Annotated in this window: 13 protein-coding genes; 7 read left to right on the plus strand and 6 right to left on the minus strand. The window is 52.7% G+C overall.

What is annotated here, in order from left to right; translation table 11 throughout:
• Nucleotide 1: 1 nt before the first annotated feature.
• The gene (locus tag Q4C79_RS01210; protein WP_303089212.1) at nucleotides 2-466 is read right to left on the minus strand and encodes a serine O-acetyltransferase; all 465 of its coding nucleotides are present in this window, start codon (nucleotides 464-466) and stop codon (nucleotides 2-4) included.
• Nucleotides 467-649: 183 nt separating this feature from the next.
• Between Q4C79_RS01210 and pgeF the strand changes: the two genes are divergently transcribed.
• Both pgeF and rng read left to right on the plus strand, forming a co-directional pair.
• Nucleotides 650-1,387, plus strand: a complete 738-nt coding sequence (pgeF, locus tag Q4C79_RS01215) for a peptidoglycan editing factor PgeF (RefSeq protein WP_303089213.1) — start codon at nucleotides 650-652, stop codon at nucleotides 1,385-1,387.
• Nucleotides 1,388-1,676: 289 nt separating this feature from the next.
• Complete coding sequence (gene rng / locus Q4C79_RS01220) at nucleotides 1,677-3,170, plus strand: ribonuclease G (RefSeq protein WP_303089214.1); 1,494 nt, start codon at nucleotides 1,677-1,679, stop codon at nucleotides 3,168-3,170.
• 367 nt (nucleotides 3,171-3,537) lie between these two features.
• On the opposite strand, the gene coq7 is transcribed toward rng, so the two are convergent.
• Entirely contained in the window at nucleotides 3,538-4,161 is a 624-nt protein-coding gene (gene coq7, locus Q4C79_RS01225; RefSeq protein ID WP_368492197.1) for a 2-polyprenyl-3-methyl-6-methoxy-1,4-benzoquinone monooxygenase, read from the minus strand.
• Nucleotides 4,162-4,254: 93 nt separating this feature from the next.
• On the minus strand, nucleotides 4,255-4,911 hold the full coding sequence (locus Q4C79_RS01230) for a cytochrome b/b6 domain-containing protein (protein ID WP_303089215.1): 657 nt from the start codon (nucleotides 4,909-4,911) through the stop codon (nucleotides 4,255-4,257).
• Nucleotides 4,912-5,064: 153 nt separating this feature from the next.
• Here Q4C79_RS01230 and Q4C79_RS01235 point away from each other — a divergent pair, with 153 nt between their 5' ends.
• Nucleotides 5,065-5,991 carry an NAD(P)H-hydrate dehydratase gene (locus tag Q4C79_RS01235; protein ID WP_303089216.1) on the plus strand — a complete coding sequence of 309 codons (927 nt, stop codon included), beginning with the start codon at nucleotides 5,065-5,067 and terminating at the stop codon, nucleotides 5,989-5,991.
• Between the two features lie 91 nt (nucleotides 5,992-6,082).
• On the opposite strand, the gene Q4C79_RS01240 is transcribed toward Q4C79_RS01235, so the two are convergent.
• Nucleotides 6,083-7,708, minus strand: a complete 1,626-nt coding sequence (locus Q4C79_RS01240) for a CTP synthase (protein ID WP_303089217.1) — start codon at nucleotides 7,706-7,708, stop codon at nucleotides 6,083-6,085.
• A gap of 121 nt (nucleotides 7,709-7,829) precedes the next feature.
• Here Q4C79_RS01240 and Q4C79_RS01245 point away from each other — a divergent pair, with 121 nt between their 5' ends.
• Complete coding sequence (locus Q4C79_RS01245; RefSeq protein WP_303089218.1) at nucleotides 7,830-8,582, plus strand: TatD family hydrolase; 753 nt, start codon at nucleotides 7,830-7,832, stop codon at nucleotides 8,580-8,582.
• 97 nt (nucleotides 8,583-8,679) lie between these two features.
• On the opposite strand, the gene Q4C79_RS01250 is transcribed toward Q4C79_RS01245, so the two are convergent.
• The gene (locus Q4C79_RS01250) at nucleotides 8,680-9,768 is read right to left on the minus strand and encodes an AI-2E family transporter (RefSeq protein WP_303089219.1); all 1,089 of its coding nucleotides are present in this window, start codon (nucleotides 9,766-9,768) and stop codon (nucleotides 8,680-8,682) included.
• Nucleotides 9,769-9,901: 133 nt separating this feature from the next.
• Here Q4C79_RS01250 and purM point away from each other — a divergent pair, with 133 nt between their 5' ends.
• From purM to Q4C79_RS01265, 3 genes are all read left to right on the plus strand, one after another.
• On the plus strand, nucleotides 9,902-10,936 hold the full coding sequence (purM, locus tag Q4C79_RS01255; protein WP_303089220.1) for a phosphoribosylformylglycinamidine cyclo-ligase: 1,035 nt from the start codon (nucleotides 9,902-9,904) through the stop codon (nucleotides 10,934-10,936).
• A gap of 140 nt (nucleotides 10,937-11,076) precedes the next feature.
• A complete protein-coding gene (gene recB / locus Q4C79_RS01260; RefSeq protein ID WP_303089221.1) occupies nucleotides 11,077-14,661 on the plus strand; it encodes an exodeoxyribonuclease V subunit beta in 3,585 nt (1,194 codons plus the stop codon).
• A 161-nt stretch (nucleotides 14,662-14,822) separates the two neighbouring features.
• On the plus strand, nucleotides 14,823-15,239 hold the full coding sequence (locus tag Q4C79_RS01265) for a hypothetical protein (protein WP_303089222.1): 417 nt from the start codon (nucleotides 14,823-14,825) through the stop codon (nucleotides 15,237-15,239).
• Nucleotides 15,240-15,455: 216 nt separating this feature from the next.
• Here the strand turns inward: Q4C79_RS01265 and Q4C79_RS01270 are convergent, their stop codons facing one another.
• Nucleotides 15,456-15,674: a hypothetical protein gene (locus Q4C79_RS01270; RefSeq protein WP_368492198.1), complete on the minus strand. Its 219-nt coding sequence runs from the start codon at nucleotides 15,672-15,674 to the stop codon at nucleotides 15,456-15,458.
• Between the last annotated feature and the right edge of the window lie 79 nt (nucleotides 15,675-15,753).

Below are 15,753 nucleotides of genomic sequence, written 5' to 3' on the forward strand. Positions count from 1 at the left end.
ATCAATAATAATCTGCACGGTTGATAGTGCGTTTTACCACCGCCGGAATGCCGACCGCCAACGAGTTTTCAGGAATATCTTTCAATACTACGCTGTTGGCACCGACAATAGAATTATTGCCGATGGTTACCGGGCCGACAGCTTTAACACCGGTACTCAGAAAAACATTGTCGCCGACAACGGGGCAGGCATGGCGTTGCTTACCATTGTCGCCCAGTGTTACGCCGTTGAAAATAGTACAATTTTCCCCAATGATAACTGAAGGCCCGATAACGATATTAAAATGATGTACGAAAAAACTTCCCTTACCGATACGAGCGGCCGGATGAACATCGCTGGCATAAATCACACGGGCAACCAGATAGATAAAATAACTGATCGGCCGTGTTAATTTATTGCCGTATAAAGCGTGAGCAATACGGTGAATCCACATTAAATGGCGTGCAGGGAGCAATAAAGCTTTCATGTGTTTGAATTCCTTGAATGTTATTTAATTAAATGGTGTGTTTCGTTTATGGTTTCCGACTAACCTTCGCATTGGTTTTAACAATTTATCATGCCTGTTTCAAAGCAGTACCACTCAATGACAAAGGCATGGATAAAGCCGGTTCGCTATTTTAGATGAAGCTAATTAAAAGGAAGTAAACATATGTTAAACGGTAATTTTTTAAGCCCAGTGTGGCCTGCGCCGGAAAATGTGCGTGCATTGGTCACTACCAGACAGGGCGGTGTGAGCGAAGGAGTGTTCAGCAGCTTGAATGTCGGTGCGCATGTCGGCGATGTTGCCGAACATGTGGCTGAGAACCGGGCACGGGTACAGTCGGCGGTAAGCGTACCGTTGGCTTATCTCAATCAAACACATAGCCCGGATGTGGTACAAGCTGCCGAGAGCGTATCATCCGCACTTGATGCCGACGCCAGTGTAGACCGCAGCGGCAAAGCGGCTTGTGCCGTGATGACGGCAGATTGTCTGCCGGTATTGTTTTGTGACCGTGCCGGCACCGTGGTAGCCGCCGCACACGCTGGTTGGCGCGGCCTTGCCGCCGGCGTATTGGAAAATACCGTCGCCGCCATGCAGGCCGACCCCGCCGATATTCTGGCTTGGTTCGGCCCCGCCATCGGCCCCGATGCGTTTGAAGTGGGCCAAGATGTTTGGGATGCGTTTTGTCGCAAATTGCCTGAAGCCAAAACCGCATTCCGCAGCATAGGCGAAGGAAAATATCTGGCCGACATTTACGCCCTCGCCCGCCTGATTCTGGCGAAAATCGGCGTAACCGCAGTATACGGTGGCGAACACTGTACGGTACTCGAGCGCAACAATTTTTTCTCCTACCGCCGCGATGGCCAAACCGGCCGCATGGTCAGTCTGATCTGGCTGGAAAAATAAGAAAAATAAAAAGCCTATTATGCCTGTCTGAACAGAAAACCTGGTTTCAGACAGGCATTCTTTTTTTCATTCAAAATCAAAAGAATATCTTTCCTACGGATAATGCCTGTCTGAAAAGATAATAATCACGCCATATGCAATCCGGGTTTTCCGTAAGCACGCCTGCTTAGAGTAGCAGCCAACAAACCTTTAAGGTATCATGCACTCTTCAAGAATGTTTTGCCGCAAGCGCTCGCTGCAACAGCTTCAGCGTTTGCCGCAAAACATTTTTAAAATTCGAAAGTCATCCATGTTAGCCAGTATTCCCCTGCCTAAGGACACCGTTCGTCCTCCCGAAACCGTGCTCGTCAACATCACGCCGCAAGAAACGCGGGTGGCGGTGTTGGAAGAAAACAGCATTTGCGAATTACATATCGAGCGCAACAGCGGCCACGGTTTGGTCGGCAATATCTATCTGGGCATCGTGCGCCGCGTACTGCCCGGCATGCAAAGCGCTTTTATCGACATCGGCTTGGAGCGTGCTGCCTTTCTGCACATCGTCGATTTATTGGAACAGCGCCAAAATCCCGACGAAACCCAACGCATCGAACACATGTTGTTCGAAGGGCAAACCGTACTGGTACAAGTCATTAAAGACCCCATCAACAGCAAAGGCGCCCGCCTCTCCACCCAAATTTCGCTGGCCGGCCGTTTCTTGGTTCATCTGCCGCAAGATGAACACATCGGTATCTCCCAGCGAATCGAAGACGAAGAAGAGCGCAACAGCTTGCGCAGCCGCCTGAACAACCTGCTGCCGCCCGAAGCCGGCCACGGCTACATCATCCGCACCAGCGCAGAAACCGCTACCGATGCCGAATTGCAAGCCGATATCGATTACTTAACCAAAGTATGGGCCAATATCCAGCACGGCGCCAAAACGCTGCCGCCGGAAACCATGCTTTATCAGGATTTGCCGCTCTCTTTGCGCGTATTGCGCGATATGTTCAGCGACAACACCCGCGAAATTCTGGTCGATTCCAAAGAAAACCATCAGAAAATGCAGGAATTCGCCGCCCAATACGTACAAGGCGCGGTAGACAAAATCCGCCTGTTCAGCAGCGAGCGGCCGCTGTTCGAAACCCACAATATCGAACCGGAAATCAACCGTGCACTGCAACCGCGGGTCAACCTCAATTTCGGCAGCTACCTGATTATCGAAGTAACCGAAGCGATGACCACCATCGATGTGAACACCGGCGGATTTGTCGGCGCGCGCAACTTCGAAGAAACCATTTTCAAGACCAATCTCGAAGCCTGCCACGCCATCGCCCGCGAATTGCGCCTGCGCAATATCGGCGGCATCATCATCATCGATTTTATCGATATGCAGCAGGAAAGCCATCGCGAAGCGGTGTTGCAGGAGTTGGCCAAAGCCTTGAGCATGGACCGCACCCGGGTAACGCTCAACGGTTTTACCAGCTTGGGACTGGTGGAAATGACCCGCAAACGCACCCGCGAGAGCCTCGCCCATGTTTTGAGCGAACCCTGTCCCACTTGCGAAGGACGCGGCAGGCTGAAAACCGCTCAAACCGTGTGCTATGAAATCTTGCGCGAAATCGTGCGCGAAAGCCGGCGCTTCGATGTGAAACAATTCCGTATTCTGGCTTCTCCGGAAGTGATCGATCTCTTTCTCGATGAAGAATCGCAATCGCTGGCGATGCTGATTGATTTTATCGGTAAGCCGATTTCGCTGGCGGTGGAAAACAGCTATACCCAAGAGCAGTACGATGTAGTGATTATGTAGGTTTTATGCTGCAAAATGCCTGTCTGAAACTTTTTCAGACAGGCATTTTTTCATCTGTTATTCCCTCTTCCGTGCCAGAGGGTTAGTGAGAAGCCTAACGGATTTATAGCGGATTAACTTAACTTTCGCTACGGCATTGCTGAGCCTTAGCTCAAAGAGAACGATTTTGTAAGCCGTTAAAGCGGCAACAGAATCGATTCCGTACTACTTGTACTGTCTGCGACTTGCTGCCTTGTATCGGAGTAATTCAATCCGCTATATAACCGTCAAACCGAAAAAATCATTCCATCAAAATGCCTGTCTGAAAACCATACTGCAAGCAGCCAACGATTTTCAGACAGGCATTGATGCTATTCAAAATCATCCGTCAAATCCGATAGCTGATGGTGGTCATGATTTTCGACGTTAACTGCATCATTTCCTTTACCGGCACCGGCAACTTGGCCGCGCCGAAATCATGCGCCATTTCCGCGTGTTTCATTTCGTCCAAACGCATTTGCGCAACAATCGCGCGGCTTTTGCCGTCTTTCTCCGGCAAACCTTCCAGATGTTCTTCCAAATGGCGGGTAACCTGATTTTCGGTTTCTTCCAGAAAACCCAGATTCCATTTGTCGCCGAGCAATCCGGCGCCGATACCGATGGCCAGCGAGCCGGCGTACCACACCGGATTGAGCAGGCTGGTACGGCCACCCAACTCTTTTACCCGTTTTTCCGTCCACGCCAGATGCTCCACCTCCTCATAAGCCGCGTGTTGTAGCGCTTCGCGGTTTTCTTGGGTACGCGCGGTTAAGGCCTGGCCTTGGTAAAGCGCCTGTGCGCACACTTCGCCGACATGGTTCACCCGCATCAAGCCTAATGCATGGCGCTTTTCTTCTTCGCTCAACTCGCCCTCTTCCATACCCGCATCGGGATAAGGGCGACTGGTGGTGGCGGGAGCAAACAGGGTACGTAAAACGGTATCGATATGGGGAATCAGTTTTTCGGCCAGCATGATTAATCCTTTATAAAAATCCTGTTTGTTATTATACAAACAAAATGCCTGTCTGAAAGGTTTCAGACAGGCATTCCTTATTTTTATCTCGGCCTAACCGATATTCTTTACCATCAGCACCACCACCAGCGCAATGGCGGCGGCGGCGATGAATTTACCGACACCCGCGAATTTCAAATCGGCGGTTTTGCCCTCCAGATATTTATAACCGGTAATCATCGGGGTAATCAGATTGTGTTTCTTAAAAATTTTATAGAAGAAAATGGTCGCAACATGCACCGCAACCAAAGCCAGCAATACATTAAAAAACTGCATATGCAACGAACGGATAGTATCACCGCTCTCTTCGCTTACCAGGCTATTGAGATAACCCGGGTTGGTAAAAGTATTGCCGTCGGCGGCAAACAGGCCGGTGCCGACTTGGAAAAACAAAGCGCCCAACAGCGCCAATACCATCAGCGCACCCAGCGGATTGTGCCCGGGCTGCTCGTTTTCATTCAGCCGGCCACTCAAATAACGGCCGATTTGCGCAGGTTTGACAAACTGGGCGAAACGCGCGGTATCGCTGCCCCACAGCCCCCAACACACACGGAAAACCAGCAAGGCGAGAATAAAGAGGCCGCAGCGTAAATGCCATACCAACCAATCGCCGCCCTCTTCGGCGCTGAACCACATAAACGCTACCGACAATACCAAGCTCCAGTGAAAGAGGCGGGTCGGAAGATCCCATATTTTAACTTTTTGTTTCATGTTTTATCCCATCATTAAAGCCGTCTGATTTAATCCAAGAAGCTTGTGTTCGGCTCTTTTACGGCCTTTCACATTACCGCTAAAAGTATTATTCTAACATGCCACACGTTTTTCAGCGTTTTCTGCCTGTTACTTATTACTATAGGAACGATTATGCATCCTTATGAAACTTGCGACCACCCCGCGTATCTCGAAAATCTCGCCGAAACCGCCCGCCGTTTTCCCGAAATATTCCGCCCCCGCGCCGAAGAGAGCCACAAGGGCAGCCACGGTACGCTGGCGCTGATCGGCGGTTCGGAAGGCATGAGCGGTGCCTTGGTATTGGCCGCCACCGCAGCGATGTACGGCGGCTGCGGCAAGGTGTGGGCAGGTTTCAGACAGCCATCACTGCCGATGCCGATCATTCCCAGCCGGCCGGAAATCATGTTGTCTACCGACGGCGCCTTGCTGGAACGCGAAGACATCAGCGCCTGGGTATGCGGCTGCGGGCTGGGGCTGGATACCGAAGCGGCGGCCACCTTATTTCAGCAGTTGCAAACCGCCGGCCGGATGCCGCTGCTGTTGGATGCCGATGCCTTAACGCTGCTGGCCCGACATCCCGATTTAGCGGCCGAAATCGGCCGCGGCCCGCTTATCCTCACGCCGCACCCTGCCGAAGCCGCCCGCCTATTGCATTGCACTACCGCCGAGGTTCAAGCCGACCGGACAGCGGCGGTGAAACAACTGGCGGAAAGTTTCCACGCCACGGTGGTGCTCAAAGGCCACCGCACCTTGGTGGCCGATGCCGGCGGGCAACTGTATGAAAACCACAGCGGCAATCCCGGCCTGGCCAGCGGCGGCAGCGGCGATGTGTTAAGCGGCATCATCGGCGCGCTGCTGGCGCAAAATATAGACGCTTGGCAAGCCGCTTGCGGCGGCGTATGGCTGCACGGCGCGGCGGCCGATGTGTTACGCGACTGCCAAACCGGCCCCGCCGGCATGCTGGCCGGCGAAATCGCTCCTGCCGCCCGTTGGATACGCAACCGCTTGAGCACGTATTTGCAAAAAGCCGATTGGGACGAACCGGGCTTGTTTGCCTGAATCTGCCGCACCCCCTACCCTTATCCGCTACACAAACAAAATGCCTGTCTGAAAAGCTTTTCAGACAGGCATTTTGTTTGGATCAAACGCATCAGCCTTTATTCTTCGCAGCCGCTTTGACAAAAGCGGTAAACAGCGGATGGCCTTTGCGCGGGGTAGAAGTAAATTCCGGATGGAACTGGCAGGCAAAAAACCACGGGTGGCCGGGCAGCTCGATGGTTTCCACCAAGCGTTCGCGGCCGGCGGATACGCCGCCGATTACCAAGCCTGCTTTTTCCAGCTCGGGCACGAAGTTGTTGTTCACTTCGTAGCGGTGGCGGTGGCGTTCTTTGATTTCGGTGCTGCCGTAGATTTTGGCGGCAAGGCTGTCGGGTTTTAATTCGACTTCCTGCGCGCCCAAACGCATGGTGCCGCCCAAATCGGCGTTTTCGTCGCGTTTTTCCACGCTGCCGTCGGCGGTTTGCCATTCGTCGATCAGCGCCACAACGGGATACGGGGTTTTCAGGTCGAACTCGGTGGAGTTGGCGCCTTTCAAGCCGGCCACATCGCGGGCGTATTCGATCAGCGCAATCTGCATGCCGAGGCAGATGCCCAAATAGGGGACATTGTTTTCGCGCGCATATTTGACGGCGGCGATTTTGCCTTCCACGCCGCGCACGCCGAAACCGCCGGGCACGAGGATGGCATCCATATCGTGCAGGCAGCCGGTGCCTTCTTTTTCGATGGCTTCGCTGTCCACATAGGTAATCTGCACGTCGGTTTCGGTGTGGATACCGGCATGTTTCAGCGCCTCGGTCAACGATTTATAGGATTCGGTTAAATCCACATATTTGCCGACCATGGCGATTTTAACGGTATGCTTGGGATTATTGATCGCGTAGACGATTTTCTTCCATTCGGTCAAATCCGCCTGCTGCACGTTCAGCTGCAACTGCTCGCAAATGATGTTGTCGATGCCTTGGTTGTGCAGCATTTCGGGAATTTCGTAAATACTGCCGGCATCATAGCTGCCCACCACTGCCCGCTCTTCCACGTTGCAGAACAAGGCGATTTTGCGCTTTTCCTCTTCGGGCAGAATGCGGTCCATGCGGCAAATCAGCACATCGGGCTGGATACCGATTTCGCGCAACTCCTTAACCGAGTGCTGGGTGGGCTTGGTTTTGATTTCGCCCGCCGCAGCGATATAGGGCACATAACTCAAATGCACAAACAAAGTATTGTTGCGGCCAAGCTGGCTGCGCATCTGGCGGATGGCCTCCAAGAAAGGCAGCGATTCGATGTCGCCCACGGTACCGCCGATTTCGACGATGGCCACGTCGTACCCCGCCGCCCCTTCGTGGATTTTGCGCTTGATTTCGTCGGTAATGTGCGGAATCACCTGCACGGTACCGCCCAGATAGTCGCCGCGGCGCTCTTTGGCAATCACCTGCTCGTAAACCTGGCCCGAACTGAAACTGTTGCGGCGCGACATGGTGGAGTTGATGAAACGCTCGTAATGGCCCAGATCAAGATCGGTTTCGGCACCGTCTTCGGTAACGAACACTTCGCCGTGCTGGAACGGGCTCATGGTGCCGGGATCGACATTGATATAAGGATCGAGTTTGAGCATGGTCACGTTCAAACCGCGCGATTCGAGAATAGTAGCAATAGAAGCGGCGGCGATACCTTTACCTAATGAAGATACGACGCCGCCGGTTACGAAAATGAACTTGGTCATGATTTTATACCTAAGTTGGAATGGATTATTTTAACACAAACGCTTTTTTTCCAGCAACCGCAGGCCGCCTTCCTTCAGTGGTATATAATCGTTGCCGACACTTTACCAAAAACCTGCAAACATGTTTACCGACAGCCACTGCCACCTTGCCGATGCCGCCTTTACCGGTTGCCTGCCGCAAATACTGCATCAGGCCCGCCAAGCCGGCATACACCGTTTTATCGTTCCGGCTGCCGAAGCCGCCGACTGGCCTGCCGTTTACGCACTCTCGGAAGCTTCGCCGGATATCTTGGGCGCGCTCGGCATTCATCCGTGGTTTGCCGAACAGGCCGATTCTGACTATATCGAAAAGCTAAGCCGGCAGCTGCAACGCCAGCCCGAAATGTGGGTAGGCGAAATCGGGCTGGATTATCACCGCAGCCGCTCGGAAAAAGACCGCGCAAAACAACGCGATGTGCTGTCGCAACAATTGGCAATCGCCCGCCAACTCAACCGGCCGGTGATTCTGCACAATCTGCGCGCTTCCAACGACCTGCTCGCCTTGTTGAAACAGCACGGTATCCGCCGCGGCATTGTCCATGCTTTTTCCGGCAGTTTGGAAGAAGCAGAGGCGTTTATTCAACAGGGGCTGTTAATCGGTATCGGCTCATTGCTGCTCAACCCCACTGCCAAGAAAGCCCGCCGCGCCGCAGCCGAGTTACCGCTCTCTTCTCTCGTATTGGAAACCGACAGCCCGTTTATGCTGGCCAACGGTATCAATACGCCGGCCAATTTACGGGAAATCGCCGCCATCACGGCAGAACTGCGCGGCATCAGCCTATCCGATCTTGCGCAGCAAACCGAAAAAAATATCGATTCGCTGCTGAGTGTATAACTGTTAAGAAAATAAGAAAAAACCAATGCCTGTCTGAAAAGTTTTCAGACAGGCATTGGTTTAGTAAACGCTTGGTTAAAATAATGTTATTGAACAATCAGACCGCATCATCCGACGAGCGTTTGTAAAAATCGCTTTTGAAATAAGCTTGCGAACTTTCGCGCAGCAACACTAAACAGATCGCCGCCAAAGGCAAACCGATCAGCATACCGATAAATCCCATTAATTGTCCGAAAGCCATCAGAGACAAAATCACCCAAAACGGCGACAAACCGATGCGGTCGCCGACAATCTGCGGCGTTACAACAAAACTTTCCAGCAATTGGCCTAGCGTAAACACGCCCCATACCAACAATAATTCATGCCAGACACCGAATTGCAAAAGTGCGGCGACTGTTGAGAGCAACAAACCGGTAAACGCACCCAGATAGGGAATAAAGACCAGCAAACCGGCCACCATGCCGATAGCAAAACCGGAATCCAGCCCCACCATCATCAGGCCGATACCGAAAAACGCGCCCATAATCAGCATCACCATTAATTGGCCGCGTAAAAATTCGCCCAATACTTTATCCAATTCCGAAGCGATTCTGCTATACGTACTGATAAAACGGCGCGGAATCATCGCCTTAATACCGTACGACCAACGCTGCCAGTCGAGCAGAAAATAATATAACAGCAAAGGCAGCAGAACCACATTGGTAAGCCCCAAGGCCACCGCGCCGCCGCGCGATACCACGGTGCCTGCCACTGACGACAAGCCGCTTTGCAGCGAGCCGGTATGCTCCTGCAACCATTGCAACACCGTATCGCGATTGACTGTTACCCCGTTGTCACCCAAAAACCGGTTAGCCCACGGCAACAGCGTATTTTGCAGATAATCGACCAGTTGCGGCAAACGCGCCACCATGTTTTGGAATTGGCTCACCAGCATCGGCACAATCACCAGAATCAGCGCGAACAATATTGCCAAGGCAAATAGCATCACCAACATCGAGGCCAAGCCCCGCTTCATGCCCCGGTTGCGCAATTTTTCCACCAAAGGGTTTAAGATATAGGCCAGCGTCGCCGCTACCGCAAACGGCATCAATACTTCTTTCAATTGCACAAACAGCCAACCGGTCGCAAATAATACTGCAGCCGCTATTACCCAAGGCGTTACGCCCCGCGCTTTTTTCTGATACATAATCATCCCGCTGATTCGGTTTCGTAAACAGCGCCAAGCATACCACAGTTTGACCATGATTTCGGCAAGCGTGCTCAGGCAAAATCGGTTAGAATAGCTGCCGAATGCCAACCTTCTTTTTCAGGATCTTCAAATGAGCGATTCTTTAAGCTACCGCGACGCAGGCGTCGATATCGATGCCGGCGACCAATTGGTCGAAAACATCAAACCTTTTGCCAAACGTACCATGCGCCCCGAAGTATTGGGCGATCTGGGCGGCTTCGGCGCATTGGTGGAAATCAGTAAAAAATACCGCAATCCCGTGCTGGTTTCCGGCACCGACGGCGTGGGTACCAAGCTGAAACTGGCGTTTGATTGGGACAAACACGATACCGTCGGCATCGATCTTGTCGCCATGAGCGTGAACGATATTCTGGTGCAGGGCGCCGAGCCGCTGTTTTTCCTCGATTATTTCGCTTGCGGAAAACTGGATGTGGCACGCGCCACCGATGTCATCAAAGGCATCGCGCAAGGCTGCGAAGAATCGGGTTGCGCCCTCATCGGCGGCGAAACCGCCGAAATGCCGGGCATGTATCCGGAAGGCGAATACGATTTGGCCGGCTTCGCCGTAGGCGTAGTGGAAAAAGACCAGGTAATCAACGGCCGCAGCATCGTACCGGGCGACGTGGTATTAGGTTTGGCTTCTAACGGCGCGCATTCCAACGGCTATTCTTTGGTACGTAAAATCCTCGCCCGCGACAATCCCGATTTGGATACCGAGTTCGATAACGGCAAAACTTTGCGCCAAGCCATCATCGCGCCCACCCGTTTGTATGTAAAACCGATTCTGGCCGCACTCAAACAATTCACCATCAAAGGCATGGCGCACATCACCGGCGGCGGCATCACCGAAAACGTACCGCGCGTATTGCCGGAAAACACCGTCGCCCAAATCGATGCGAAAGCATGGACTATGCCCAAGCTCTTCCAATGGCTGCAACAAGCCGGCAATGTGGAGCAACAGGAAATGTACCGAACCTTCAACTGCGGCATCGGCATGGTGGTGATTATCGACAAGCAAGATGCCGAAGCGGTGCAGCAGTTTTTAGCGGAACAGGGCGAAACCGTTTACCGCTTGGGCGAAATCCGCGAACGCAACGGTAGCGAACATCAAACCCAAGTCGCTTAAACTGTCCGATATTTTTCCAACGATGCCTGTCTGAAAAATATCTCTAGCGCCGCAAATGCCTGTCTGAAAAACGCATTCAAATTTTTTCAGACAGGCATTTATCTTGAAACCCCTCAGTTTTGCCTTCTGCTGCCAATGCCATGCCTCAACACACCGTTTCTTTCGACCCTTTAACCGTACCCATCAGCGGTACCAATTTGATTGAAGCCTCCGCCGGTACCGGAAAAACTTGGGGCATTGCCGCACTGTTTACCCGTTTGGTATTACTGGAGCAACTGCCGGTCGATCAGATACTGGTCGTCACCTTCACCAATGCCGCCACCGCCGAATTAAAAAACCGGCTGCGCCGCCGCTTGGAAGAAGCTTTGGACAGCTTAAGCGGCCGTCCGGACGCCTCAGACGATTTTCTGCGGGATTTGATCGAAAAAGCCCAGCAACAAGAGCCGCACGAACGCTTGGTGCTGCGGCTAAAAGCCGCCCTCGCCCAATTTGACGCCGCCGCCATTTATACCATACACGGCTTCTGCCAACGCTTGCTGCGCGACTACGCTTTCTTCTGCCAAGTCCCCTTCGATACCGAATTAAGCGCCCAAAACGAGCAAGCGCTGCTCACCGCCGCCGAAGATTTCTGGCGCCGCCGCGTATCGTATGATGCCCCAACCGCCCAATTAGTCTTTAAATACCGGCAAACACCGGAAAAAATGCTCTCCGGCATCCGCAGCTATCTCAACCGCCCGCTGTTACACTTCCGCCGCCCTGCCGACAGCCTCCCGCAAGCACAAAAAAATCTGCAACGGCAATGGCAAATCGTGCGCGATAGTTTGGCGGAAATCGAAGCAACCTTTTGGCGGATTCATTCTAATTTGAACGGCAGTTCGTTCAAATCCCCTACTTACCAAAATAAATTCGTCGGCTTGCGCGAAGCGCTAAGCCATGTCGATTACCCGCCACCCGCCATCATCAAACTATTAATCGACAGCAACGGCAACAGCGTATTCACCTTTGCCAACCTTACCGACAAAACCAAGAAAAACGGCAACATAAGCGATGAAGACAAATTACTGATCGATCGCCTCGGCCGCCTGCACGAAGAGCTCTCAAACGCAGAAGAGGCCGAACAAAACGCCCTCACCGCACTCCAGCTCGACTTGCTGCAAGCCGTACGCGAAACGGTGCAAGAACAGAAAAAAAGCAGCCGCGAGCGCAACTTCGACGATTTGTTGACCGACGTTTACCACGCCCTTACCGAAAGCGCGCACGCCGAAACCTTGGCCGCGCTGATTGCCGAAAACTGGCAGGTGGCGCTGATCGATGAATTCCAAGATACCGACCCGCTGCAATACGAAATTTTCAACCGCAGTTTTATCGCTCATCAAAAACCGCTGTTTCTGGTCGGCGATCCCAAACAAGCGATTTACCGTTTTCGCGGCGCCGACATCCATGCCTATCTGAAAGCCGCCGCCGATGCCGACCACCACTACACCTTAAACCGCAACTTCCGCAGCCATGCCGCACTGGTCGACACCATCAGCCTGCTGTTCAAACAGAAAAACCGCCCGTTCGGCTTGGCCGGCATCGACTATGCCCCCGTGCAGGCACACCGCAGCGAAAGCCTGCTTCAACCGGCGCTGCCGCCGGTTCAAATACGTTGGCTCAACCAACCAAACGATACCGGCCACAATAAAGACATGCTAAGCCCGCGTGCCGCAGAATGGTGCGCCGACGAAATCGCCGGCATTCTGAACCTCGGTGCCTTGCAGCAACAACAATTTAAAAACCGGCCGCTACGCCCGGCCGATATCGCGGTACTGGTGCGCACCAGCAGGGAAGGACGCCTGATCAGCCGCGCCCTGAAACAGCGGAAAATACAAAGCGTTTTGCTGCAACGCGATTCCGTTTACGCCACCGCCGAAGCCGAAGCGCTGGCCGCCCTGATCGGCTTTTGGCTGCAACCGCAAGAAGCCTCGCTGTTGCGCTTCGTACTCGCCGGCGTGCTGTTTGAACACACCGCCGAGCAACTCTACGCTCTCAATCACGACGAGCGCCAGCTCAGCGGCTATCTTTCCGCCGCCGCCGATGCGCTCGCCTTATGGCAGCAACACGGTTTTTATACTGCCGTTCAATCCTTTGCCGGGCGTTATCATTTGGAAGAGCGGCTGTTGGCTGCCGGCCAAGAGCGCAGCCTCACCAACTACCACCAATTAATCGAACAGCTGGCTGCCGAAGATGCACAAAGCCTTACCCCCGCCGCCTTGCTGCAATGGCTGCACAACCAAATCCAAGCCGCCAAAGAGGGGGCGTCCAATCAAGAGCACCAATTACGGTTGGAAAGCGATGAAGCGCTGGTAAAAATCGTGACCATGCATTCCGCCAAAGGCCTGCAATATCCGCTGGTTTATTGCCCTTTTGCTTGGGACAACAAAGATCCTCAAGAGAAAGGTTGGCAGGTTTTACACCGCAACGCGCTCGAAGGCGACGAATTGCTGAATAAGCACCAACTCTCGCAAGACGATCAAGACCAATTGGCCGACGAATCCTTGGGTGAAAATCTTAGGTTACTGTATGTGGCTCTCACCCGCGCCGAAGAGCAGCTGATCCTCTATGCCGGCTATCATCAAAACAGCGCCGACAACCCGCTTACCTATCTGTTGGAAGGCACGCCCGACAACAGCCGCGCCGATATCCAACGCGTTTTTGGCTCGGTAAAAAAAGAAGAGCAGGCAGAGACCCTCAAACGCGCCTGGCAGCGTTTTGCCGATAAAGCCGCGCCATACGGCGTACAGTTTACCGACGAAGCACCCGAACCCGCCCGTGCACTGCCACGCCCAAGCCATCATGAGCCCTATCGCGCCGTACAACGCCCGCCGAGGCATTTCGAACTGGTGCGTTACAGCAGCTTTACCGGCTTAAGCCAAAAACTCTCCGCACACGCCCCGGCGCATGATACCCTGCTGCCCGCCTTGGATGCCGCCGAATCCGATAGCCGCCCCGTTAACGCAGACAATGCCGAAATGCCTGCAAATGTCCACGATATCCATCATTTTCCGCGCGGTACCGCCGCCGGTTTGTGTTTGCACGAAATTTTGGAAAACTTTGATTTCCAGCGCCCGGCCGCCGAGCAAACGGAATTAATCGACAGCTCGCTGGCGCGCTACAGTTTCGATACTGTCTGGCAACCCGCCGTTTCCCGTATGGCCGATCAGGTCGCCCGTACGCCGCTGGCCGGCGGCAGCACCCTTTTGCAACTGCCCGCGGCCAACCTTTTGGCGGAAATGGGTTTTGTTTTACATGTAGACGACTTCTCGCCCGCACGCCTGCAAAAATGGTTTTCCGATCCCGCCCAACAATTGGCGCCCGAATGCATAGCCGCCGCCCGAACGCTCGATTTTCCCACGCTCAAAGGCTTTCTCAACGGTTTTATCGACCTCATCAGCCTGGATGAACAAGGCCGCGTCTCGATTATCGACTATAAATCCAACCATCTGGGCGATAATGCCGCTGACTACAGCCTGCAAGCGATGAACGAAGCCGTCGCACTGCACCATTATTATCTACAAGCCATGATTTATGCGATAGCGGTATGCCGCTATTTTGACCAGCACGGCCATTCGCTGCCTGAAGTGAACATCCGCTACTTATTTTTACGCGGGCTTAACGATCAGGATGTCGGAAACGGCATATGGTCATGGACGCTCAATCGCGGGCAACTGGCTGAATGGTTATAGAAAAATACCGTTGGTCGCCCGTCGTACCCGATGTCGGATTATCCATATCCAAAGCCTTGGATTTGCGGTATATTGGCAAAAATTTTTACATCTCATTTAGGCTGTGTCGTCAAAAAACTTTGCGCACCCTAGTATTACAAAAGTCATTAAAGGATAGATTCATGTTCAAACGCCCCGAAGAACTCATCATGGCGGCCTTGGCCGCTTTATGGGTTGTGTTTACCTATTTTCTCGCCAGCTATTTTGGTGCGCCTACCCAAACCGCATTACTGATCACCGCCTTCACCCTGATTTGGGCGGCGCTGTTTTTTATTTTATGGCAGCGCAACCTCACCAGCATGATTTGGCCGGTGTTCCTTGGTTTGTTGGTGGTTTGCTGGTGGCCGTTTATCGATTGGTTCGCCATCCGCGGCTTCGTTACGCCCGAATCGATTAACGATACCATTGTATTGAGCAAGCCTTGGTACGATACTTGGACCGCCAAAATCATCTGGGCACTGATTCCGGTGGTATTGGGTTATATTTTCAAATGGCGCCGTTCGAAAAAAGCAGTGCCCGCGACCTTTAGCGCACATTAATTCGCTTATATCAAATGCCTGTCTGAAAACCTTTTCAGACAGGCATTTTTGGTACGTCAATGTTTTCAACACCCTATTTTCCAACTTGAATGAGCGTGAAAACGTTTTTATCGCGGATTCAATCCACTATAAAATTTTTGCGATATCGCAAAACAAAACGGCCTGTATCAGTACAAGCCGTTTTTTCAGACAGGCATTCCACCCATCCGCAAATCATTATTTCGCTTTTTCTTGCAAATATTCGCCGCCGCTCTCTAATGCATTGCCGGTTTTTTCCATTGCCTTATTGCCCAACTCTTTGGTTTTATCCCAACCTTTTTCTGCGGTTTCTTCCGTATTCTCTTTCATGTTACGCCCGTCTTCTTTTGCACCGTCCCAAGTGTTGGCACAGGCAGTCAATGACAATACGGCGGCAATCATCAATAATTTTTTCATAGTCATCTCTCTCTTGTTTGGTGAAATACGGAAAAGTCCGCTACGATTATTATGCCCGCAAATGCATGAATCTGCCAAG

This window comes from Neisseria sp. (assembly GCF_030523955.1).
Classification (GTDB): domain Bacteria; phylum Pseudomonadota; class Gammaproteobacteria; order Burkholderiales; family Neisseriaceae; genus Neisseria.